The sequence below is a fragment of the Nocardiopsis moroccensis genome, from assembly GCF_055763695.1.
Genome location: NZ_CP199747.1, coordinates 1,353,676 through 1,375,615, shown reverse-complemented (window position 1 = coordinate 1,375,615; position 21,940 = coordinate 1,353,676). Strand labels below are relative to the sequence as shown.

Genomic DNA, 21,940 nt, shown 5'->3' with positions numbered 1-21,940 from the left:
GATCCCCCACTCCGAACCGCCCCGGGAGATCCCATCCGCCGACGAACTCCACTGACCGCAGCCGCCCTGCTCCTCGCCACCGCCTGCGGTGCCCCGACCGGGGCCTCACCCTGACCCGCGCCGACCTGGGCTGCCCGGGGGAGGGGAGCTCGCCCGCCCGGGCGCCGGCGATCTGGACGGGTACGCCGACCTGCTGCTGGACACCGACGGCTGGCTTCCGAACAGCGTCGCCACCGACTACGCGCTGTACCGGGGCGGCCCCGAGGAGCTCGACCCGGAACCGGTGCAGTTCACCACCGGAGAGCAGTAGGCGGGCCGGGGCGCGGAAGCCGGCGCGACCCGACCGGCGAACGGCCCCTGGGGTCGAAGGGCCCTGGCGGGCGGGCCCTTCGACTCTTGCCGACGGCGAAACGGCAGTTGGGAGAAATGCCTGCTCAGGCCAGGTGACCTGAGACATGACCGGGACCCGGAGGCGGCTGGGAGGCCGGGAAAACCGCCCCTAGACTCGGTTACAGCCCTGAGACAACAGCCGGAAAGAGTCCCCCATGCGTGAGACAGACGGCGCCCCCGACAACCTCCCCGGCCAGGACCGGCTGTCGCTGCCCCAGGTGCGCCTGGACGACCTCCTCGACGAGGTCCGGTCGCGGATGAGCGAGATCTCCCAGACCCAGGAGCGCATCCGTACGCTTCTGGAGGCCGTCGTCTCCATCGGCGAGGGACTCGAACTGGAACCCCTGCTGCTGCGGATCACCGAGACCGCCACCCGTCTGGTGAAGGCGCGGTACGGGGCGCTGGGGGTGATCGGCCCCGACGGGAACATGAGCCGGTTCGTCCCCGTGGGCCTGGAACCGCACGAGATCGCCCGCATCGACCACTGGCCCAAGGGCGAGGGCATCCTCGGGCTGCTCATCAAGGAGCCCGAGCCCCTGCGCCTGAAGGACGTGCGCGACCACCCCGAGTCGCGCGGTTTCCCCGAGGGCCACCCGCCGATGCACACCTTCCTCGGGGTGCCCATCCGTATCCGCGACCAGGTCTTCGGCAACCTGTACATGACCGACAAGACCGACGGCGCGGAGTTCACCGGCGACGACGAACTACTGCTGCGGGCACTGGCCACGGCGGCGGGCACCGCCATCGAGAACGCACAGCTCTTCGCGCAGACCCAGAGCCGGGAGACCTGGCTGGACGCCTCCGGGCAGATCACCACGCGGCTGCTGTCGGGCGCCGCGCCCGAGGAGGTCCTGCGGTTGGTCGCACGGCGGGCCCGGGTGATGGCGCAGGCCGACACCGCCGTGATCGCCATGCCCGGCGAGGAGCCGGAGACGCTCACCGTGCGGGTGTGGGACGGCCCCGAGGACCAGTGCGAGTCCCTGGCCGCGGGGGCGCGGGGCGCCACCCTGACCCGGGCGGCCGACACCCTGCTCGGCCGCGTCTACCTGAGCGGAACCCCGGTGCGGACCGACGTGGCCGCGTTCGAACACCTCGGGGTCGGTTTCCTGACCCGTATGGGGGTGGGCCCGGTCCTGGTGCTCCCCTTCGGCCCGCCGGACGGGGCCCGCGGTGTACTGGTGCTCGGCCGGGACCGGGGGCGGGAGCCCTTCCAGAACGTCTGGCTGAACATGCTGTCCTCGTTCGCCGACCAGGCCGCGGTCGCCCTGGAACTGGCCGAGGCCCGGCTGGACTCCGAACGGCTGAGCGTCCTGGAGGACCGCGACCGGATCGCCCGGGACCTGCACGACACGGTCATCCAGCGCCTGTACGCCACGGCCATCACGCTGATGGGCACCGTGCGGCGGATCGACGACTCCACCTCGGCCAAACGTGTGCAGGGCGCCGTCGACGACCTGGACGACACCATCAGACAGATCCGGTCCACGATCTTCGCCCTGCAGAGCTCCGCCGAGGACGACTCCTCGTGGCTGCGCTCCCAGGTGTTGGAGGTGGTCAACACCGCCGCCCGGACCCTGGGGTTCGCGCCCCGTCTGCTCACCCAGGGACCCGTCGACAACGCGGTGGACGAGCGGTCGGGCGAACACCTGGTCGCCGTGCTGCGCGAGCTGCTGTCCAACGCGGCCCGTCACTCCGGGGCCACCTCGGTGGACGTGGAGGTGTCGGTCGGTGACGGCTCCGTGGTCCTGCGGGTGTCCGACAACGGTCGCGGCGTCCCGGAGGGTGTGGCCCGCAGCGGGCTGCGCAACACCGCTTCCCGCGCCGAGGAGCTGGGCGGGACCATGGCGGTGGCGTCCGGTCCGGGTCAGGGCACCGCGGTCGAGTGGTCGGTGCCGGTGCGGTACTCCGCCGGGGACGAACCGGCGTAGTCCCCCGGACCACCCCTCGCGCACGGGAGGAGGTACGCGCACCGGGGCGCGTACCTCCTCCCGCTCCCCGTCCGGTGCCCGGAACGCTCGGGGCGTCGGGGCGAGGCCTCAGGAGGTCCGGTCCATGGAAAGGCGCACGGCGTAGGCGGCCGCCTGGGTGCGGCGGGCCATCCCGAGCTTGGCCAGGACGCGGGACACGTAGTTCTTCACGGTTTTCTCGGCCAGGTACATCCTGGCGCCGATCTCGCGGTTGGTCAGCCCCTCGCCGATCAGTTCCAGGACGCGTCGTTCCTGTTCGGTGAGCTCGCTCAACGGGTCCTTGCGCCCGGCCTCCTCCCGCAGCCGTCTGAGCATGCGCGCGGTGGACTCGGGGTCGAGGAGGGATCGGCCCCGGGCGACCGTGCGGACGGCGCCGACCAGGTCGGTGCCGTGGATCTGCTTGAGGATGTAGCCGGAGGCCCCCGCCATGACCGCGCCGTAGAGCGCCTCGTCGTCGGAGTAGGACGTGAGCATGAGCATGCGGGTGTCGGGAAGCATCGAGCGGATGTCCCGGCAGACCGTGACGCCGTCCCCGTCGGGGAGGCGCACATCGAGCACGACCACGTCGGGTTCGAGCGCGGTCACCCTGGCCAGGGCCTGTGCGGCGGTCCCGGCCTCTCCGACCACCTCGATGCCGTCCTCGTCGTCGAGGAGTGATCCGACCCCTCGTCGGACGATCTCGTGGTCGTCCACCAGGAACACCCTGATCGTCGTGTCGCCGCCCATCAGGTGCGCACCTCCTCAGCGCTGGATGTGGTGACCTGAGGCGGCCCGGCCACCCCGGGTTGTGGGTCGACCCGTTCCCCCGCCCCCATTGTGGGGCATCTTCGGACGGGCCGCGGTTCGGCTGCGGGCCGGGGTACGGGCCGCAGGGCCGCCGCTGTGCGCCTTCACGGTGCACCTCCACCCTAGACAGCGGCGGTCGTTCCCAGAGGAGGCGAACGTCCCTTTCCGTTTGAGGCGAGTGTCCCGGCGGGTAGTGCGCAAACGAGGACGTTCGCCGTCGACCGGAGGACTCGCGGGCCCTGCCTTCGGGGCTGTGACCGGCGATGATGGCGGGGTCAGCAACAGTGGGCACCAATCTTCGGGGGGCTTGTGATGGTTGGGACGAGCGGTGCCGGTGCGTCGGAGCAGGGACGGAGCTGGGTCGCGGCGCCGGGTTCGCCCCCGGAACCGCGGGAGGCCTCCGACGAGTTCGAGGGCACCGAACACCTCACGGAGGACGACCGGCTGCTGGCCGGGGCCGACCTGGCCGACGACGACCGGTCGCGCTTCACCGTCCTGGAGCGTCAGACCTGCTTCAACCTGATGGCCACACGCAGTATCGGCCGGGTGGCCTTCACCATCGACGGGGACGCCGCACCGACCGTGCTTCCCGTCAACTACGTCCTGCTCAACGACACCGTCGTGTTCCGTTCCACGCTGGCAGGGACGATCATGCGGTACGGACGGGGGCACGCGGCCTTCCAGGTCGACCACTTCGACGAGGAGCGCCGCGAGGGTTGGAGCGTGTTGGCCTCCGGGAGCTGCCGCTGGGTCCGTGACACCGGTGAACTGGAGCGCATCCCCCAGGGCCGTATGCCCCGGCCCTGGGCTGAGGGCCCGCGCGACCAGGTCCTGAAGATCACCCCCGGGAGGGTGACCGGGCGGGAGGTCAGCCGCCCCTGAGGTGTTCCGGGGGGTTTGGGTGTTCCCGTCCCCGATCGGGGTATCGGTGGCGGCATGGGAGTGCAAAGCCCGCCCCACAGCCGGTGTGCCTTCGGTCCCCGCCCGTGTCGCGCGGTGACCATCGCCCTGTGCGACATCGGTCAGAACTGCCGGCCGGGGCCCCGGTCCGCCAAGGGAGCGGGTACGCCTGCGCGCGCCGGGGGGATCCGGTCTTCCGGGGGCGTCCGGTGATGCCGGTTTCGGTCCGTGCGGCCCTGGGCGCGGGCTCAGCGGTCGTCGCCGCCCTCCTCACCGTCTCGGGCCCGCCCCTGGCCCACCACGCCACGGCGTTGACGCTGCCGCCGTCGGCGGCCCCCGCCCAGCCGCCGGGCGGGGGTGACCCCGACGATCTGCGGATAAGCGTGCTGTCCACACGTGCGGACACCGTTACCGGTGGTGCCGCGCTGGTGCGGGTGGAACTGCCCGAGCCGGTCGAACCCCACCAGGTCCGGCTGGCGGCGGGCGGCACCGACGTCACCGACACCCTCCGCCCCGTGCACCTGCCCGGGGGCGGGCAGGTGCTGGAGGGGGTGGTACCGGGGCTGCCCGAGGGGAGAACAGTCCTGGTCGCCTCCGCCGCGGGCGGGGACTCCCCCGACCCGGTCAGCACCGTTGTCACCGCTCATCCGGCGGCGGGCCCGGTGTTCTCCGGTCCGCACCAGGACCCGTTCGTCTGCCGGACCGGGGACTTCGCACTCGCCTGGGGCGGCGACCTGGGCGCACCGCTCGACGAGGACTGCTCGGTGGAGACCGTTGTGGGGTACGTGTACCGCACCACGGGCGGAGAGTTCGCCCCGCTGCCCGAGGGCGGCGGTCTGCCGTCCGACGTCGCCCGCACCACCACGTCCACCGGCGCGCAGGTGCCGTACACGGTGCGGGTGGAGACCGGGACTGCCAACCGTGCCGTGTACGAGACCGCCGTCCTGCACGACCCACGTACCCCCGAACCCGACCCGTGGACCGCCCCCGAGGGCTGGAACCGGCGCCTGGTGTACAAGTTCGGCGGGGGGTGCCCGGGCGGTTGGTTCGTCCAGGGCGACCGCACCGCCGGGGTGGTGGACCACGGCATGCTCTCCCGGGGGTACGCGGTGGCGTCCGCCTCGCTGAACGTGTTCGGCAACAACTGCGACGACCTGCTGGCCGCCGAGACCATGAGCGCGGTCAAGGAGCGGTTCGTCCTCGCCCACGGGGCCCCCGACCACACCCTGGGCTGGGGCAACTCCGGCGGCGCGTACCAGTCGCACCAGATCGGTGACAACTACCCGGGGCTGCTCGACGGGATCGTGGTCTCGCAGAGTTACCCCGACGTCGGTTTCTCGACCGTACCCGCGGTCACCGACGCGCTCCTGCTGCGCTCCTACGCCGAGAGGCACCCCGGCGCGCTCACCCGGGAGCAGCAGCGCGCGGTCTCCGGCTTCGGGACCTGGGAGGGCATCGGCGCAATGGCTGACGCGGCGGCCCGGATCGACCCCCGGGGCGTGTGCCCCGAGGCGCTGCCCGCCGAGGTCCGCTACCACCCCGATGACAACCCCGACGGGGCGCGTTGCGACGTGTTCTCACACGCCCGCAACGTCTACGGCACCCAGCCGGACACCGGTCTGCCGCGCCGTCCGCTGGACAACGTGGGGATCCAGTACGGTCTGGCAGCGCTGCTCGACGGCGGTATCGGTGTCGACGAGTTCCTGCACCTGAACGAGCACGTGGGCGGGTTCGACGGGGACGGTGCCGTGGTCCCCGAGCGCACGGTGGGCGATCCGGTCGCGGTCCGGGCCGCCTACGAGAGCGGGCGGCTGCTCCACGGGGGCGGCGGGCTGGCCGACATCCCGATCGTTGACCACCGCCCCTACCAGGACGACGCGGCAGGCGGCGACATCCACATGCGCTACCACTCCTTCAGCACCCGCGAACGGCTACTGGCCGCCAACGGCACGGCCGACAACCACGTGATGCTGGTGGAGGACCACTACCGAGGGGTGTTCTCCGCGGACCAGCCGGTGGCCGGACGCACCCTGACCGAACTCGACGCGTGGGTGGGCGCGGCCGCCGAACACGCCCGCGCCCACCCGGGCGGGTCCCCGGCGGAGCACCTGGACGCCACCCGTCCGGAATGGCTGTCGGACTCCTGCTGGATCGGGGACGAGCGGGTGGTGACCCCGCAGCTGCCGCTGCCGGAAGGACGGGGCGACCGCTGCGCGGACGCCTTCCCCACCCACTCCTCCCCGAGGATCGCCGCGGGCGGTCCCCTGGCCTCCGACGTCGTCAAGTGCCGCCTGGTCCCGTTCGACGAGGAGGCGCATCCGGCCGAGTTCGACGAGGAGCAGGCCGAGCGCGCCCGGGAGGTCTTCGCCGAAGGGGTGTGCGACTGGTCGCGGCCGGGCGAGGGCCAGCGGCCGCCGAGGGGGACGTGGCAGTTCTTCTAGCTCTCCGGGTCCCACCCGGGCTCCTCGCCCGAGGGGCGGTGCAGGACGAACGCCCCGCCGTAGACGGGCCGGTCCAGGCGCTGATCCTCGGTGGCCACGTACTCGTCGAGGACGGCGAGGATGCGCCGGTCGAGCTCGGCGAGGTCCTCGTCGGACAGGTGGAGGGCGAAGCGGGAGAAGCTGCGCACCGCGGCCGGGCCCGCCTCGTCGAGCTCCTGGGTGAAGGCGGTGACCGGTGAGGTCCTCTGCTCCTCCGGCAGGCCGTCGAGGGGACTGTCCAGCCACCAGCTCTCGCCGGTGGCCCGGTAGGGCTTCTCCAGCGCCCCGGCGGCGCCCGTACGCACCGGGGCCGCGACGAGCAGACCGGCGTCGACCAGGGTGCGCACGTGGTGCAGAACCGTGCCCGGGTTGGTGTCCAGCCGGTCGGCGAGCTGCCGGTTGGTGAGCTCACGCGTCAGGCACAGGCGCAGGATGCGCAGGCGCAACGGGTGCCCCAGGGCCTTGGCCTCGCGTGCGGTGGCCGGTCGCCGCCTGCGGCGGGGATCCGGTGGTTCGGGATGCTCGGCGGACGGTTCTGCCATGGGGGTCAGCGTAGCCGATCGATTGGCAACCACAAATTGATTGAATTATCCCAATCGATCTGTCAATCTCAATTCATGGTCGACGACAACGGGCACTCGCCCGAAACCCTCCCCGCCGACACCATCCCGACCACCGCCCCCGACCCCCTGGGCGGCTCCTTCCGACGGCTGTGGACCTCCTCCGGGCTGTCCAACCTGGCCGACGGCGTCCTGAAGGTCGCCCTGCCCCTGGCGGCCCTGCGCTTCACCGACTCCCCCCTGCTCATCGCGGGGGTCACCGCGGCCCTGGGCCTGCCGTGGCTGCTGTGCGCCCTGCCCGCCGGGGCCCTGGCCGACCGGACCGACCGCCGACGGGCGATGCTCGGTGCCAACCTGGTACGCGGCGGCCTGGTCCTCGCCCTGACTGTAGCCCTGGTACTCGACCTCGGTTCGATCTGGCTGCTCTACGCGGCGGCGTTCCTGATCGGTACCACCGAGACCGTGTACGACACCTCGGCACAGTCGATCCTGCCCCAGATGGTCCACCGGGACCGGCTCTCCCGGGCCAACGGGCGGTTGTACGCGGTGGAGCTGACCACCAACCAGTTCGTCGGCCCGCCCCTGGGCGGCGCGCTGGTGGCGTTGAGCGCGGCTCTGGCCCTGCTCACCCCCGCGGCCCTGTGGATCACGGCCGCGGGCGTGCTCCTCCTGGTGCGCGGACGGTTCAGGGTCGAGCGCACCGGGCCGTCCGCCGACATGCGCGCGGACATCGCCGAAGGACTGCGGTTCCTCTGGTCGCACGGGCTCCTGCGCTCCTTCGCCGCCATGGTCGGCGCCTCCAACTTCGCCACCAGCGCCGCGTTCGCGGTCCTCGTGCTGTACGCGGTGGGCCCGGGCTCCCCCATGGGGCTCTCCGAGCCCGCCTTCGGTGTCCTGTTGACCGCCACCGCGGTGGGCAGCCTGCTGGGCTCCTTCGCTGCCGAGTGGTGCGAGCGCGCGGTGGGCCGGGCCCGGTCGCTGTGGCTGTGCGTTCCCCTGTTCGCCCTGCTGGTGGGGGTTCCCGGGATAACCGCCGACGCCTGGCTGGTGGGTCTGGGCTTCTTCCTCGGAGGACTGGGAATCACCGTGTGGAACGTGATCACGGTGTCCCTGCGCCAACGCGTGACCCCCGACGCACTGCTGGGCCGGGTCAACAGCGTGTACCGGCTGCTGGCCTGGGGCACCATGCCGTTGGGCGCGGCGGCGGGCGGCCTGATCGCCGAGTTCCTCGGGCTGCGGGCGGTCTTCCTCGGTATGGGGTCGCTCGTGCTCGTCCTGCTGGTCCCCCTGCTGCGGATCAGCGACGCGACCCTGGAGGCTGCCGAGCGAGGGCTCCGGCACTGAGGGGAAACCGGTGGACGTCACGGGTCCGCCCGGCGAGGATGGGCCCGTGACACACTCCGAGAACGACGTCGAGGTCCTGGAAGGCGGGAACGTCTCCGACGGTGTCCTGCGCATCGGTGGAACCGTGCGCAAGCCCTGGCTTGCCTCCTCCCCCGCGGTGACCTCGCTGCTGCGTCACCTGAGCGGGTTCCCGGGCGCGCCGCAGACCTACGGCGAACAGCCCGAGGGCTACCAGCGGCTGGCCTACGTCCCCGGCACCATGGCCGACCGGATGCCGCCGATGACCGCCGACCAGCTCCGCGAACTGGGTTCGATGATCCGTCGGCTGCACGACCTCACCGCCGACCACCGGCCCCGCGAGGACGCACGGTGGCTCAGCGTCTTCCCGCCGGAGGAGCCCGAGGTGATCTGCCACAACGACCTCGCCCCGTGGAACCTGGTGCGCACTCCCCACGAGGACGGCCGAACCGAGTCCTGGTGCTTCATCGACTGGGACGGCGCAGGACCGGGAAGCCGGATGGGCGACCTCGGTTACGCCGCGCACGGGTTCGTCCCCCTGCACGAGGGCGGCGACCCCGAGGCCGACGGTCGGCGGCTGCGGGCCCTGGCCGACGGCTACGGCTGCGGTGCGGCCCAGCGCCACGAACTGCCCGGCGCCGCACTGCGCCGGGTACGCGGCATGTTCGACGTCCTGGAGGAGGGGGCCCGCACCGGAACGCAGCCCTGGGCGCGACTGCACGCCGAGGGGCACGCCGAGCACTGGGGGGCGGCCGCCGCCTACGTCGAACGCCACCGGGAGCTGTGGACCGGGATGCTGACCTCGCCCTGACCCGTCGCGGGCCCGGCGGCCCACACGAACGCGGCCGAGATCGGGTAGCCCCGGAAGCGTTCCCACTTGGGCTTGGCCGCCACCCAGCCGTCGTCCACGACCGCCTCGTTCAGCTCCTCCAGACGCCACCCGCTGGCCAGGGCCGCGCGTACGTGGTCGCCGAGCAGGTGCACGTGGGTGGTGATGGCGACTTCCTCACCCGAGTCGTCGGTGAAGTGGGTGGGCATACCCGAGGCCATGATGAACTGCGGGTGATAGGCGACCAGCACACAGCGCCCGCCCGGCCTGGTCAGCCGCCGGGCTTCGGCGTAGAACGGCGCGAGGTCGGGCAGGTGTTCGTCGATGAGCGAGGCGATGACCAGTTCGTAGGCGCTGTCCGGAAGGTCTGTCGCCCGGACGTCGCCCTGGGTGAGGGTGTCGTGGGCGCCCCGCCTCCGGGCCAGGGCGAGCATCCCGGCGCTGAGGTCGACGCCGTCCACGTGTTCCACGCCCCGGCCCCGGAGCCAGGCTCCGGTGCGTCCGGTACCGCAGCCCAGGTCCGCGGCGCTGCGGACCTGGGACCAGACCGGGGCGGTGAGCCCGTCGAGGAGGGCGATGTCCATGGCGTCGAGCACCGAGTCCTCGTAGGTGCTGGACCACCCGTCATAACCGGTGGTCACGTCGACGGTGCGGTAATGGCGGGTGTCGAAGTCGGCGAAGTCAGGCATGGGACCGAGTATCGCGCGGCCGGGTGCGCGCACGCGACCGGGTTTCCCGGCCGATCGGAAAACCTGTTGCCTCCACGGACACCGATTCCCTAGCGTGATCCCCATGGCAGCTTTCCAGGCGATCACCGAGGGCCCGAACACCTGGCCCGTGATCGCTCACGCCCACACCCGGCTCCGGTCCGTCCCCCTGGACCGGTAACAGGCCCCTCCGAGCGCACCGCCGTTTCCGCGCCCCTTTCCCGAGCGCGACGTCGGCGGTGCCAGGGGTTTCACAGACGCGTATCGGTCCAGGTTCCGCCGACGTCCCCTTCCCTTGGGACGGGCGGGCACGGACCTTCGTGCCGCCCGTCCGCGTCAGCCGAACGGACCACGCGTGGCACGCAACCCTCATCGCACCCGCCCGGGCGACACCTCCGCCCGGCGGCGCCTGTCCCAGAACTTCCTCGCCGACCCCGGCACCGCCCGCTGGGTCGTACGGGTGGCCGGGGTCGCCCCCGACGACCTGGTGTTGGAGGTCGGCCCCGGCCAGGGCGCCATCACTCGTTTCCTCGCCCCCGCCGCCCGCCGGGTGGTCGCCCACGAGTTGGATCACCGACTGGCCGACCGGCTCGCCGGACGCTACCGGAACGTGCGGGTGGTGCACGGCGACTTCACCCGGGCGCGTCCGCCCCGGGAACCGTTCTCGGTGGTCGCCAACATCCCCTACTCCCGGACCGCCGACATCGTCCGCTGGTGTCTGGAGGCGCCCGGACTCACCTCGGCCACCCTGGTCACCCAGTTGGAGTACGCGCGCAAACGCGCCGGGGCGAGCCGGCTGACCGTGCTGACCTGGCCCTGGTGGTCCTGGCGGCTGGCGGGTCGGATCAGCCGGGACCGTTTCCGGCCGGTGCCCCGGGTGGACGCCGGTGTACTGGTGCTGCGCAGGCGCAGCGACCCCTTGGTGCCCTGGGAGCACAGAGACGAGTACCGACGCATGGTCGAACTCGGCTTCGGCGGGGTGGGCGGCTCGCTCGCCGCATCGCTGCGCCGGGCGTATCCGGCACGGCGGGTGAGGACCGCCCTCCACACATCCGGGATCGCCCCGGGCGCGCCGGTCGGGGCGGTCTCCCCGGACCAGTGGGTGGGGGTGTTCCGGATGCTGGCCGGCCGGGGCCCCTTCGCCTAGCGTGTGGTCATGCGACGAATCCTCCCCTGTGCCCTGACTCTGCCGCTCCTCCTCGCCGCCGGGTGCGGTCCTGCGGACCAGGAGGTGTCCGTGTCCCCGCCGGCCACCGACGCGGGGACCGCGCAGCAGAGCCCGCCAGAGGCAGCGGACGAAGGGACCCGGGAAAACCCGCCGGAGGGCACCGAGGCCCCGGCCACGGCCGAGTACCCCTTCGGTGAGGGCGCCGCCTTCCCCCACCCGGTGGGCGCCTACGAGTGGGAGTTCGAGGGCGAGGAGGACGTCGTCTACACGGTGGACGACGTCTCCCTCGGCGCTCCCGGACGGGTGGAGTTCACCCTGACCGTGGAGGTACCGCAACTGGGCCGGGTCTTCGGAACCGCCAACCTGGAGGTGCGGTGCTCCAACGGCGAGCACTCGGTCCCCGCGTCCACCGAGGCACGGCTCGGCGAACTGGAGCCCGGGACCCACAGCACGGACATGGTCTGCGAGTTCCCGGAGTCACCGGACAGCGTGCTGGTCTCCGTGGTCAACGGCGAGGACGAGGTGGCCTTCCGAGGCCCGGTGCAGTAACCCGGCTCACACCCTCAGGATCGCGAAGAACTCGCCCGGCACGTCAACGGTGGCCCCGCGGACCCGGGGGTGACCGTTGGCGAGCAGCAGCTCCCGGGGGACGGCGTCCAACTCCACCTGGGCCGGGGCCGTGCCGAGGTTGCAGACCAGGCGCAGGGAGCCGCGGTGCAACACGAGCCTGCGGCCGTCCTCGCCGGCCGTGACGGCGAACCGGTCCAACCTCGGGTCGCAGAGTTCGGCTTCGGACCTGCGTAGGGCGATCAGGGCACGGTAGGTGTCCAGGACCAGCCGCCGAGGCTCGTGTTCGGGTTCGGACCAGTCCAGGACCGCGCTGTCCCTGGTGGCCGGGTCCATGGGGTCGGGGATGTCCTCCGGCGCCCAGCCCAGCGCGGCGAACTCCCGGCGGCGGCCCCTGCGCACGCCCTCGGCCAAACCAGGATCGGCGAACGAGGCGAAGAACGGCCAGGGGGTGGTGGCCCCCCACTCCTCCCCCATGAAGATCATCGGGGTGTAGGGCGAACAGAGCACGAGGGCCGCGCCGCAGGTGAGCAGTCCCGGTGAGAGGTGCTCGCCCATCCGGTCGCCGCGGGCGCGGTTGCCGACCTGGTCGTGGGTACTGAGGTAGCCGAGGAAACGGCTGGCGGGCACCCGGGAGGTGTCGACCCTGGCGCCGTGCCTCCTGCCCCGGAAGGCAGAGGGGGTTCCGTCGTGCCAGAAGACCCGGCGGAGCGTCTCGGCGAGGACCTGGGGACCGTCGAAGTCGGCGTAGTAGCCGTGCCGTTCCCCGGTGAGGGCGACGTGCAGCGCGTGGTGGAGGTCGTCCGACCACTGGGCGGTCATGCCCAGTCCGCCCGCTTCCAGGGGTAGTACCGTGCGCGGATCGTTGCGGTCGGACTCGGCGACGAGCGAGAGGGGACGGCCGAGCCCGGCGGCCAGTGCCTCGACCTCCGCGGAGAGCTCGGCGAGGATCGGGACGGCCCGGTCGTCGCGCAGGGCGTGCACCGCGTCCAGTCGCAGCCCGTCCAGATGGTAATGACGCAGCCAGTCCAGGGCACCGTCGATGACCAGCTGCCGCACGAAGTCGGACCCGGGGCCGTCCAGGTTGAGCGAGGGCCCCCAGTCGTTCTCCCCGGAGAAGTAGGGCCCGAAGCGGGGAAGGTAGGCGCCGGACGGGCCGAGGTGGTTGTAGACCACGTCCAGCAGAACAGCCAGCCCGTTGCGGTGGCAGGCCTCGACGAACCCCTTCAGTGCGTCCGGCCCCCCGTAGGGCTGGTGCACGGCCGACCACAGGACCCCGTCGTAACCCCAGCCGTGCGTACCGTCGAAGGCGTTGAGCGGCATGAGTTCGACGTGCGTGACCCCGAGGTCGACCAGGTGGCCGAGCCGGTCGACAGCAGCGGTCAGCGTGCCCTGCGGGGTGAAGGTGCCGACGTGGAGCTCGTAGATCACGGCTCCGGCGAGCGGACGCCCGGTCCAGTCCTCGTCGACCCACTCATGGCTGCCATGGTCGTAGACCCGGCTGGGGGCGTGCACCCCGTCCGGCTGCCAGAGGGAGCGCGGGTCCGGGAGGGGCTGGGGATCCTCGTCCAGAAGATAGGCGTAGTCCGACCCCGGGCCGGCCCCCTCCACCCGGGCGTGCCACCACCCTCGGTCGTCACTTCTCATGGAGTGATCGGTACCGTCGACCCGCACACGCACACGCTGGGCTCCGGGGGCCCAGACGGAGAAGTCCCCGTGGACTCCGAGACCGGGGGTGACAGGCAGGGTGGACTCCGTGGCCAGTTCGTTCACGCAGGGTTGCCTACCCCGTGCGGACCCGGACCCAACCCCGACAGCAGCCGTGATCAGCTCGTTTCGGGCACCGCGACCGCCTGGCTCCAGGTGCGCGAGGCCACCGGCCTGCTCGCTCAGCAGCCGGGTAGCCGGGACGCATCGCTGCGTCCCGGCCCTCTCAGAACCGTGTGCACACCTTTACCGCACACGGCTCAAGCAAGCCTCACGGGCTGCGGTACCACGCCTGCGCCCAGGGTCTGGCACATGGCGCTCAGTTGGCGCAGGTCACTGACGAGCCCGGCGTCACCGGCCTCCTCGGCGGCGTCATTCCATACGTCGAGCCACTCGTCCCAGGTGAGGACAGCGTGTGCCGCCTCGGGTCGAGTGCTGGTCGCCCGTCGGAGGGTCCGCTGTGCTTCGTCCGCTCTGCCTGACAGGACGAGCAGGAACAGAGCACCGCGGTGGACCCCGGATCGCCGGTCGAGGATCCCTAGATAGGCGTTCACCTGCTCGTCAGTCAGGTGCGCACCGAACTTGGCCTCGACAAGGGCGATGGTGTTGCCCTTGTCGTCGAACACCCCGATGTCGGGGCGGGACCTGTCGTCGTGCACCGACTCGGAAACGGACTGTTCTGCGCTGGTGAGGTCTACGGCGGCCCGTGTCCCCAGGTAGGCGAGTACCGCAGCGCGCAGCTCTGGGTCTGAGGCCAGTCAGGCCAGAGATTTGGTTGCCGCGACCTCGCCCATGCTCATGAACCAGCCCTTGCCGGCGAGTTGGCCCAGTAGGGGGTCTCGGCCGTCCGGAGAGTCAGCGTCTGCCATGGCCACACCGTAGACCACCGCCGTTGAACCCGGTCTGCCCTGTGGCGGGGCCGGTGGAGGCCTTTGTGTATCGGGGCCGCTTGCCGTCGCTCTCTGAGATGGGGGCAGCCGCACGGAGCTGGGATGCTCGGCGGACGAGGGGCCCACAGCGCCCACACACAAGATGACAACAGATAGTTTGCGATTAATTACACATAGTATTTATTGGCTGTGAGTGCGGCCCCGCTCCATCGGGGCAATGAACGTGGTCGGCGGATTCCTCCGCTGACCACGCCTCTGGTGCCCACCGTCATGGAGAAGACATGGACAACGTCACCGGCAAGTCCTTCACTCGGCAGACCACGCACTCGACTTCCACCCCGACCACTACCGAGGATCGCAAGGCCGAAGCACCGCCTGAGCTGGACGAGGCAAGGTTCAAGCTCAAACCCGGCGGGCTCGGAGATCAGCGCGCCAAGGTCCTGGCCGAGTTCCAGGCCTACCTGGACTACCACCAGCAGCACTTCCTCGGCTACCAGGTCAACCAGAAGCTCAGCGACGTCAGCTCCGACCTGGTGAAGCTGCTCGGCGTCCACACCAACAACATCGGCGACCCCTTCAAGGACAGCAACCTGCGCACCCACACCAAGCACATGGAGCGCGCGGTGCTCGCCTACTACGCGGACCTGTGGGGGCTCAAGCCCCACGACGAGGAGGACCCGGAGAGCGCGTGGGGCTACGTGCTGAGCATGGGCTCCTCGGAGGGCAACATCTACGGCCTGCTCAACGCCCGTGACTACGTGTCCGGCAAGCACCTGCTGCTGGAGCCGAAGGCGGCCGACAGCCAGATCATGCAGCTGGCCATGGGACAGGCTGAGCCGTCCAAGCACAAGCAGAACGCCACCGAGCCGGTGATCTTCTTCTCCCAGGACTCCCACTACTCGGTCGCCAAGAGCGCACACACGCTCGGCATCCCGACCTTCGGCGAGATGGGCAACGACCCAGCCCGGGGCTATCAGGACGGCGCCATGGAGACCATGGGCACCCACACCTGGCCGACCGAAGTGCCCTCCAACAGCGATGGCAGTATCGACCTCGACAAACTCACGGCGGCAGTGGACTATTTCGCGGGCAAGGGCCACCCGGTGGTGATCGTGCTCAACCTGGGCACCACGTTCAAGGGGGCCTACGACGACGTCGAGACGGCGGTCGAGAAGCTGGGTGAGGTGTTCCAAGAGCGGAACCTGTACGAGCGCGAGTTCACGGTCAGGAGCGGGGGGAAGGAGGAGGTGATCAAGCGTGACGGATTCTGGATCCACGTCGACGGAGCGCTGGGCGCCAACTACATCCCGTTCCTGCAGAAGGCGGGCATCACGGTTCCGAAGTTCGACTTCCGGCTGCCGAGGCCGGGGGTGAGCTCGATCGTGGCCAGCGGGCACAAGTATCCCGGCTGCCCGTGGCCGTGCGGGGTCTTCATGACCCGGCGAAAGCTCCAGCTTCAGCCGCCGCCCATGGCGGACTACGTCGGTTCTCCCGACACCACCTTCGCCGGTTCGCGCAACGGCTTCTCCGCGGCGGTGCTGTGGAACTTCTTCGCCAAGCACTCCCATGGCGAGCAGACCCAGATGGCCAAGAGCTGCCACGAGATGGCCAAGTACACCTTGAGGCGCCTGAAGGAGGATGTGGAGCCGAAACTGAGGGGGCGTAAGGAAGCCTCCCTGGGGTGCGAGCTGACCGAGCACTCGCTGAGCGTCCGTTTCCGCGCGCCGGTCGAGAGCATCGTCAAGAAGTACTCCCTGGCCACGGTCAGCGTCCCGGTCGGAGGATCACAGGTGAAGACCTACGCCCACCTGTTCACCATGCCGCACGTGACCCAGGGGTTGATCGACCAGCTGATCACTGACCTGCTGCGCGAGAACGCCTTCCCGAAGGAGGCGGTGCGTACGGTGGCCTCGGAGGCGCTGGTCCCGGAGCAGTACACGCCCGCTGAGGAGACTCAGGTACTGCATGCTGTCGCCATGGACGATCGCGGCTTCGCCTGAGCCGGCTGCGAACCAGTTCCGACACACGGAGGCCGCGTCCGGCAGCAGGGGCGCGGCCGTCAGTGTTCCGCACCGGAAACGCCCCTCGTCACTGCCGGGAACGGGTCTGCGCTGAACCTGGAGCAGCAGGTGCCAGGTCAACTGGAAACGAAACCACTGCGAGTGGAGCTCAGTCGGAGGAGAGTTGCAGCAAGCGTTCGACAACCTGGACAAGATCGGTGCCACTCACGTCGGGTGCTGTGAAGACGTCGCCGTAGCGGCCTTCCAATCGCTCACACCAACCGGTGAGACAGCCGGCGCGCTTGGCTCCATGGCAGTCCCAGGCGTGCACCGCGACCAGCGCCATGTTGCCCGGTGACGTTCCGAGTTCGCTGGCTGCCACGCGGTAGATGGACGGAGCGGGTTTCCAGATACCGGCCCTTTCCGCGGTGATCACCTGGTCCACGTAGCGTGCCAAGCCCGCTCGTTCCAGGAAACGAACTGTGTTCTCGGCGCTGCCGACGGTCAGGCAGCCGACCCTCACTCCGGCTTCGGACAGTCGGCGCAGCGCCGGTTCGGCGTCGGGATAGGCGGGCAGGTGGCCGAACCCCTCCAGTACGTGGTCGATGTCCTCCTCGGCGGCGGTGTGGCCGGTGTCGGTGCGCAACGCTTGCCGTGCCACCGACTCGAACGAGCCGAAGTCCCCGGCAAGGGTCAGTGCCATCGCGTCGCGCTGGAAACGCATGAACCACGGCTCCAGCAGCCTCGCCGGTTGGCCGATCTCCTCCAGCCGTGTGCGGAGCGGATCCAGGTTCAGCAGGGTTTCGAGAACATCGAAAGCAACGGCGTGCGGGCGAGCGGTCATGAGAGCTCCCGTGGTCGGCGATTCCCCCTGTGCCCGGCTCAAGTAGGACGCACGGGAATGAAGCTAACAAAGTGACAAGGAGTGCAGGCACGGGCGGCAACCACGACGACGATGATCAACCACGGCCTCCACGCCCAAAGCGCGGGTTTCAGAGCCGACCGGTGCAGACACCGGGCTTTTACCCTCGGCTGTAAACCGTCTATCCAGAAGTTCTGTGCGTAACCCTAGGTTGAGATTCCGCAGCAACCGTGTGTGGACACGGGTTCTGCCGGAGGTCGGATCGAGGACGGAAGAAGCTGTCCACCCACCCGGCGGGTCTTGATCAGTATCGACCTACCAGCGTGTTCGCCCAAACACTCGCCATCGTGTCTCGTGCCAGGTGCGAAGCACGTGGGACGTGCCACCGCGGTGTGTGCCGGGAGCGCCTCCCGTCGCTCACGATGGAGTCGCTGCCCCACGTCGGTGAATCCATGACTGGCTGGTCATGGGACCGCTCCTCTGGGCTGGCCACAGTGGGGGCATGGACGGATTCACTGAAGCGGCTTTCAGCCTGACGGTCCGCGCCGGGAGCAGGTGGCGCCTTGGCGGCTGACCTGCTCTCTCAGCGGTTGGACCCCGACATGTGGGGTCACAAGGCGGCGCGGTTGAGCCAGGTCGCTGACCTCGGCCTCCCCGTGCCGCCGGGGCTCTGCCTCAGTACTGCTGCTCTGGCGCACGGAACCAGCGAAGCGATCGCCTCACTCCGCACGTGGCTGGAGCTCTACCGGCCCCGTCGAGTCGTGGTGCGCACGAGCTCGTCCCTGGAGGACGGGCTGGAGCGTGCCCAGGCGGGGCGATCGGTGTCGCTGCTCAACTGTCCGCCCGACGCCTCAGCACTGGCCCGCGTCATCGACCAAGACCTGCTCGGGCAGGAGGAGTTGGATACCGTCCCAGGCGGGTGCGTTCTGGTCCAGGAACAGGCTGAAACTTCCCTGTACGGTGTGGCCTTCCTCAGCCAGGACCGCCTGCTGGTCGAAGCATCCCCGTACCCGGACGGAGCCACCGCCGGGATGCCGTTGCGTATGCGAGCTCGGCGTGACGCCCGCCGGTTCAGGGCATCGACCGGCCCCGAGCAGATCCCGAGCCTCGCCCTCACCGCGCAGCTCCACCCACTGTGCCAACAGCTCAGCGCCCACTTCGGGTTCGATGTCGACGTGGAGTGGGCCTGGACCGGCGCGATGGTCCTGGTACTCCAGGTACGCCCGATCACACGGGCTGCCCTGGAGTGGGCCTCATGAGCGACTGGGACAAGATCGAGGCCGTCAGCGCCCTCGAAGCCCACGGGCTGCTGCGTGTACCGATCCGTGTCGTGCGGCGACCGCACCAGATGAGTACTCGGGCCCTGCGCGACAGCTTCAGCGAGCACCGACTCCTGGTGCTGCGCACGGCGGCCACTTCCGAGGAACGGAACCTGCCTCGCCTGGTTGGCGCCACACCCGCAGCCGCGGCGAAGTGGATCATTGATCTCGCTCCGGGGCTGTCTGTACTGGTACAGCCCTATGAGCAGGTGCTCTTCTCTGTCGAACTCGCGGTCCACGAGTCAGTGGTGGTGGCCGAGATCGTTCCCGGAATCTGGGAGCTGGACAGTCGCCTGACCCCCGCCGTCCTGGTGGTGAAGGACGATGGCCTCGAACTCACCATCCCGGACACTCATCCCCAGATGGCTCGCTTCCACGACCCCCACCACGGAACCCGACAGCGACTGGCCCGCGTCGATGACTGGCAGATCGCCACCCTGGTGGCATGGGTTCGTGAACACCGCCGCCACTTGACGGCCCTTCGCGACGACCTGGGCCAGCCGTTCGGTCTCAAGCTGCACCACTCCAGCCGCTACGGACTCTCCGCCCAGAACCTCCGCAGCAGTGTGCCCGAGCCCGACACCTGGCAACAGGACAGCCCTGCACCTCCGGTCAACACGGCCCTGCTCTCCTCGACCGACGCACCCCTACCCGACGGCCCCGTTCTGCTCGATGTGTCCGTCGCCCGTGAGGAGCACACCCGCCTGGCCGCGTTCATCGACCGGCTCCACCGGGCCGGGACACAAGAGGTGTACCTGCGTTCAGGCCTGCTCTCACACCTGGCCATCAACCTTCGCGAAGCCGGAATCACCGTCAGGAGCGCCCATGGCTGAGTTCTGGACCATCGAGGGCATCGACGGAGCGGGCAAGAGCCACCTGCTGTCCCGCCTGACCACCGTCACCTCCCAGGTCACCGCCCTGAGTAAGGACGATCCGCCACACACCGGGAACACGTGGCTGGACCGGCGCCTTGCCCTCATGCACGACCTCACCTGGGGCTACGACCACGCCGAACCGGTCTGGGACTACCCGGCGCACTACTGGCTGCACTCCCTGGCGGCCTGGTACACGCTCTTCCACCACGCCCACGTGGCACCCGCACTCGACCGGGACCGGCCGGTGGTGGTCGACGGCTGGTACTTCAAACACCAGGCCCGTATGACCCTCTCCGGCGACGAACGTCTCGTGTCCCAGGCCCAAGACGTGTTCTCCGCCCTGCCCCAGCCCGACCGGATCATGCTGCTCACCACCCCGGCCGAGGTGGCCACCACCCGTAGGGCCGGAACCTCCAAACCTTCCGAACACGGCGCCTTCACCACCAAGCGAGCCACGACCTCTTTGGCTGACTTCACCAATTACCAGACCCGTACCGCCCGCGCCCTGGAGGAACTGCTCAGCGCACACCCGGCACCCGTGCACACCCTGCCGAGTACCGCCGACGAAACGGATCTCCTGCCCCTCCTGCGCGGAGAGGTCAACGCGTGAACACCACCGCGACCAGCCCCGTACTGGCCAGCGAACACACCATGGGTGAACGCCTCCCCGACTACGTCCTCCCCAAGATCCCCCTGGACCTGCTCATCGCAGCGCGTGGCCGGGCATGGGTCTACCCCAACCGCTCCCTGGCCTTTCTTCTCGGCGGCGACAAACGCGTGGGCAAACGCTTCAACTGGCGCCGCCCCTACTTCACCCTCGCCGACGGAGTCCTGCACTGCGTGGTCCCTCCCGGCCAGGACTACACCCACCACTACGCGGAGCTTCTACGCGCGGCCTGCGCCATGACGGACCTACCGGCCGAGATCACCATCGAACAGCCCGTCCCCGGACAGGGGCTGGCATTCGTCGACCACTGGCTCCCACGAAACCTGCCCGCACACGACCTGGCGATCCTCGGCTACGTCGAACCCCTCCTCACCCGGCCACCCGCCTCCGGCACCGACTGGAACCACCACCCCGCCTTCGGCTGGCGTACCGCCCGCATCGGCCACTCCACCGCACTCCTGCTGGGATGCGAGTTCAGCTTCTGGGGCGACCTCGCCGGTGACCTGGTCACCGCCCTGATCACCCGCGGCCACACCTCGGGCGTGCTCTACGTCGGCAAACTCGGCGGCCTCCAACCCGACATGGAACCCAACACCGTCATCGTCACCGGCACCACCACCCAGGTGAAGGGCCGCACCCTCTCCTGGAAGAGCGCCCTGGACCTCGACCCCACACTGCCCGGACTGCGCGACCGGGCCCGACACATCACGGTCCCCAGCGTCCTGGACGAAACCCGCACCTGGCTCGAGCAACACCGTGCACACTTCGACGTGGTGGACCCCGAGATCGGCCACATGGCCCTCGCCGCCACCACCGCCCAGGTGCCCTTCGACTACCTGCACATCGTCACCGACAACCTCAACGGCACCCACGACCACGGCCTGTACGCCGAACGCAGCACCCCGGTCGCTACCCGGCGCCGCCGCTGCCTGCACCACATCGAAACGATCCTGCACCGGAGCCTGGCATGAACCCGACCGCACCCGTCACCCTTCTCGGCCTGGACTGGAGCGACCCCGACACTCCGCGCCTGCGCACCACCGACCCCGACCACCCCGAAAGCAGTCTGCTCCACCCCCTCCTGGGTGAGCACGCCTTCCGCGTCGACGGCGAGCAGCGGCGCTGCATCGGCTGGTTCGACCTCACCGGAGCCGAGGGCAGGCACGTGCGCTGCCGTACCGACGAGGTCGTCACCCGGGGCAAACAGTGCCGACGCTGCCAGTACAAGGAAGGGTTCATCGCCGCCCACCAGGCCCACCGCACCCCCGACGCCCTGCCCGAGAACATCCGCGACTACCTCCAGCAGCCGCACTGGCTCTACCTCGACGTCTTCGCCAACGGCACGACCAAGGTCGGCACCGCCGCCGACTCACGCCGCCGCAGCCGCCTGGCCGAACAAGGACCCGTCACCGCCCTCTACCTGGCCCGTACCAAGGACGGCGCCACCGTCCGCACCCTGGAGTCCGCCGTCTCCCAGCACTTCGCGCTGCCCCAACAAGTCCAAACCCGCCGTAAGGTCCTGGGCCTGCAGAACAGCATCGACACCACCGCCCTCATCACGAAGCTGACCGACCTCGCATCCCAGGTCACCCCCTACCTGAACAAGATCGGCGACGAACAGCCCGGCACCGAAGTGCTCGCCGCCCCCGAGCCCTGGATACGCCCCGCCTGCTCCACCGCCGTCTTCGAATCCGCCCCCGTGCTCGCCTACCCCGGCGACCTCACCCAGGGCACACACCGGCTGCACATCGCCGGGGCCACCGGCTCCGTCGCCGTGTTCTCCACCGAACCCGAACCCGACGCGCCCCGCCACTGCGCCGACCTGAGCAGGCTCATCGGCCGATCCCTGGTCCCGGCCACCGCCGAGGATGCTCCCACCGGCGCGCCGACCCTGTTCTGACCCG

General features: G+C 70.2%; 20 protein-coding genes. 14 read left to right on the top strand and 6 right to left on the bottom strand.

Translation table 11 applies throughout. The features are described from left to right. Positions 1-88 precede the first annotated feature (88 nt). Together ACUKCB_RS05740 and ACUKCB_RS05735 are read left to right on the top strand one after the other, a co-directional pair. Positions 89-310, top strand: coding sequence for a hypothetical protein (locus ACUKCB_RS05740; RefSeq protein ID WP_473039420.1), 222 nt, complete (start codon positions 89-91; stop codon positions 308-310). Between the two features lie 235 nt (positions 311-545). Continuing rightward, complete coding sequence (locus ACUKCB_RS05735; protein ID WP_473039419.1) at positions 546-2,318, top strand: sensor histidine kinase; 1,773 nt, start codon at positions 546-548, stop codon at positions 2,316-2,318. Between the two features lie 108 nt (positions 2,319-2,426). Here ACUKCB_RS05735 and ACUKCB_RS05730 read toward each other — a convergent pair whose 3' ends face one another. Next, the gene (locus ACUKCB_RS05730; protein ID WP_473039418.1) at positions 2,427-3,083 is read right to left on the bottom strand and encodes a response regulator; all 657 of its coding nucleotides are present in this window, start codon (positions 3,081-3,083) and stop codon (positions 2,427-2,429) included. A gap of 372 nt (positions 3,084-3,455) precedes the next feature. Between ACUKCB_RS05730 and ACUKCB_RS05725 the strand changes: the two genes are divergently transcribed. Both ACUKCB_RS05725 and ACUKCB_RS05720 read left to right on the top strand, forming a co-directional pair. Then, entirely contained in the window at positions 3,456-4,025 is a 570-nt protein-coding gene (locus ACUKCB_RS05725) for a pyridoxamine 5'-phosphate oxidase family protein (protein ID WP_473039417.1), read from the top strand. 230 nt (positions 4,026-4,255) lie between these two features. Then, positions 4,256-6,484 (top strand): DUF6351 family protein, encoded by a 2,229-nt coding sequence (locus ACUKCB_RS05720; protein WP_473039416.1) that lies wholly within the window; start codon positions 4,256-4,258, stop codon positions 6,482-6,484. On the opposite strand, the gene ACUKCB_RS05715 is transcribed toward ACUKCB_RS05720, so the two are convergent. Further along, positions 6,481-7,065 (bottom strand): helix-turn-helix domain-containing protein, encoded by a 585-nt coding sequence (locus tag ACUKCB_RS05715; RefSeq protein ID WP_473039415.1) that lies wholly within the window; start codon positions 7,063-7,065, stop codon positions 6,481-6,483. The two genes, ACUKCB_RS05720 and ACUKCB_RS05715, sit on opposite strands and share 4 nt — an antisense overlap. 75 nt (positions 7,066-7,140) lie before the next feature. Here ACUKCB_RS05715 and ACUKCB_RS05710 point away from each other — a divergent pair, with 75 nt between their 5' ends. Then, the gene (locus ACUKCB_RS05710) at positions 7,141-8,427 is read left to right on the top strand and encodes an MFS transporter (protein ID WP_473039414.1); all 1,287 of its coding nucleotides are present in this window, start codon (positions 7,141-7,143) and stop codon (positions 8,425-8,427) included. A gap of 46 nt (positions 8,428-8,473) precedes the next feature. Next, positions 8,474-9,256, top strand: a complete 783-nt coding sequence (locus tag ACUKCB_RS05705; RefSeq protein WP_473039413.1) for a phosphotransferase — start codon at positions 8,474-8,476, stop codon at positions 9,254-9,256. Here ACUKCB_RS05705 and ACUKCB_RS05700 read toward each other — a convergent pair. Next, positions 9,205-9,963, bottom strand: coding sequence for a class I SAM-dependent DNA methyltransferase (locus tag ACUKCB_RS05700; RefSeq protein WP_473039412.1), 759 nt, complete (start codon positions 9,961-9,963; stop codon positions 9,205-9,207). The genes ACUKCB_RS05705 and ACUKCB_RS05700 overlap by 52 nt on opposite strands. Positions 9,964-10,336: 373 nt before the next feature. Between ACUKCB_RS05700 and erm the strand changes: the two genes are divergently transcribed. Then, positions 10,337-11,128 (top strand): 23S ribosomal RNA methyltransferase Erm, encoded by a 792-nt coding sequence (erm, locus tag ACUKCB_RS05695; protein WP_473039411.1) that lies wholly within the window; start codon positions 10,337-10,339, stop codon positions 11,126-11,128. Between the two features lie 9 nt (positions 11,129-11,137). Beyond that, the gene (locus ACUKCB_RS05690; RefSeq protein ID WP_473039410.1) at positions 11,138-11,698 is read left to right on the top strand and encodes a hypothetical protein; all 561 of its coding nucleotides are present in this window, start codon (positions 11,138-11,140) and stop codon (positions 11,696-11,698) included. 6 nt (positions 11,699-11,704) lie between these two features. On the opposite strand, the gene treZ is transcribed toward ACUKCB_RS05690, so the two are convergent. Beyond that, complete coding sequence (gene treZ / locus ACUKCB_RS05685) at positions 11,705-13,489, bottom strand: malto-oligosyltrehalose trehalohydrolase (protein WP_473039409.1); 1,785 nt, start codon at positions 13,487-13,489, stop codon at positions 11,705-11,707. A gap of 194 nt (positions 13,490-13,683) precedes the next feature. Continuing rightward, positions 13,684-14,082, bottom strand: a complete 399-nt coding sequence (locus tag ACUKCB_RS05680; RefSeq protein ID WP_473039408.1) for a hypothetical protein — start codon at positions 14,080-14,082, stop codon at positions 13,684-13,686. 512 nt (positions 14,083-14,594) lie between these two features. On the opposite strand from ACUKCB_RS05680, the gene ACUKCB_RS05675 reads away from it, so the two are divergent. After that, positions 14,595-16,313 (top strand): pyridoxal-dependent decarboxylase, encoded by a 1,719-nt coding sequence (locus tag ACUKCB_RS05675; protein WP_473039407.1) that lies wholly within the window; start codon positions 14,595-14,597, stop codon positions 16,311-16,313. Between the two features lie 169 nt (positions 16,314-16,482). On the opposite strand, the gene ACUKCB_RS05670 is transcribed toward ACUKCB_RS05675, so the two are convergent. After that, positions 16,483-17,157 (bottom strand): haloacid dehalogenase type II, encoded by a 675-nt coding sequence (locus tag ACUKCB_RS05670; RefSeq protein WP_473039406.1) that lies wholly within the window; start codon positions 17,155-17,157, stop codon positions 16,483-16,485. A 581-nt stretch (positions 17,158-17,738) separates the two neighbouring features. Between ACUKCB_RS05670 and ACUKCB_RS05665 the strand changes: the two genes are divergently transcribed. The 5 genes from ACUKCB_RS05665 to ACUKCB_RS05645 are packed head-to-tail and all read left to right on the top strand — an operon-like array spanning position 17,739 to position 21,936. Continuing rightward, a complete protein-coding gene (locus tag ACUKCB_RS05665) occupies positions 17,739-18,434 on the top strand; it encodes a pyruvate phosphate dikinase (RefSeq protein ID WP_473039405.1) in 696 nt (231 codons plus the stop codon). After that, positions 18,431-19,327 carry a hypothetical protein gene (locus tag ACUKCB_RS05660; RefSeq protein WP_473039404.1) on the top strand — a complete coding sequence of 299 codons (897 nt, stop codon included), beginning with the start codon at positions 18,431-18,433 and terminating at the stop codon, positions 19,325-19,327. The genes ACUKCB_RS05665 and ACUKCB_RS05660 overlap by 4 nt, the downstream gene beginning before the upstream one ends. Continuing rightward, positions 19,320-19,979, top strand: coding sequence for a thymidylate kinase (locus ACUKCB_RS05655; protein ID WP_473039403.1), 660 nt, complete (start codon positions 19,320-19,322; stop codon positions 19,977-19,979). The genes ACUKCB_RS05660 and ACUKCB_RS05655 overlap by 8 nt, the downstream gene beginning before the upstream one ends. Beyond that, positions 19,976-21,007, top strand: a complete 1,032-nt coding sequence (locus ACUKCB_RS05650; RefSeq protein ID WP_473039402.1) for a hypothetical protein — start codon at positions 19,976-19,978, stop codon at positions 21,005-21,007. Before ACUKCB_RS05655 ends, ACUKCB_RS05650 begins: the two co-directional genes overlap by 4 nt. Then, a complete protein-coding gene (locus ACUKCB_RS05645) occupies positions 21,004-21,936 on the top strand; it encodes a DUF2797 domain-containing protein (protein WP_473039401.1) in 933 nt (310 codons plus the stop codon). The genes ACUKCB_RS05650 and ACUKCB_RS05645 overlap by 4 nt, the downstream gene beginning before the upstream one ends. Positions 21,937-21,940 lie beyond the last annotated feature (4 nt).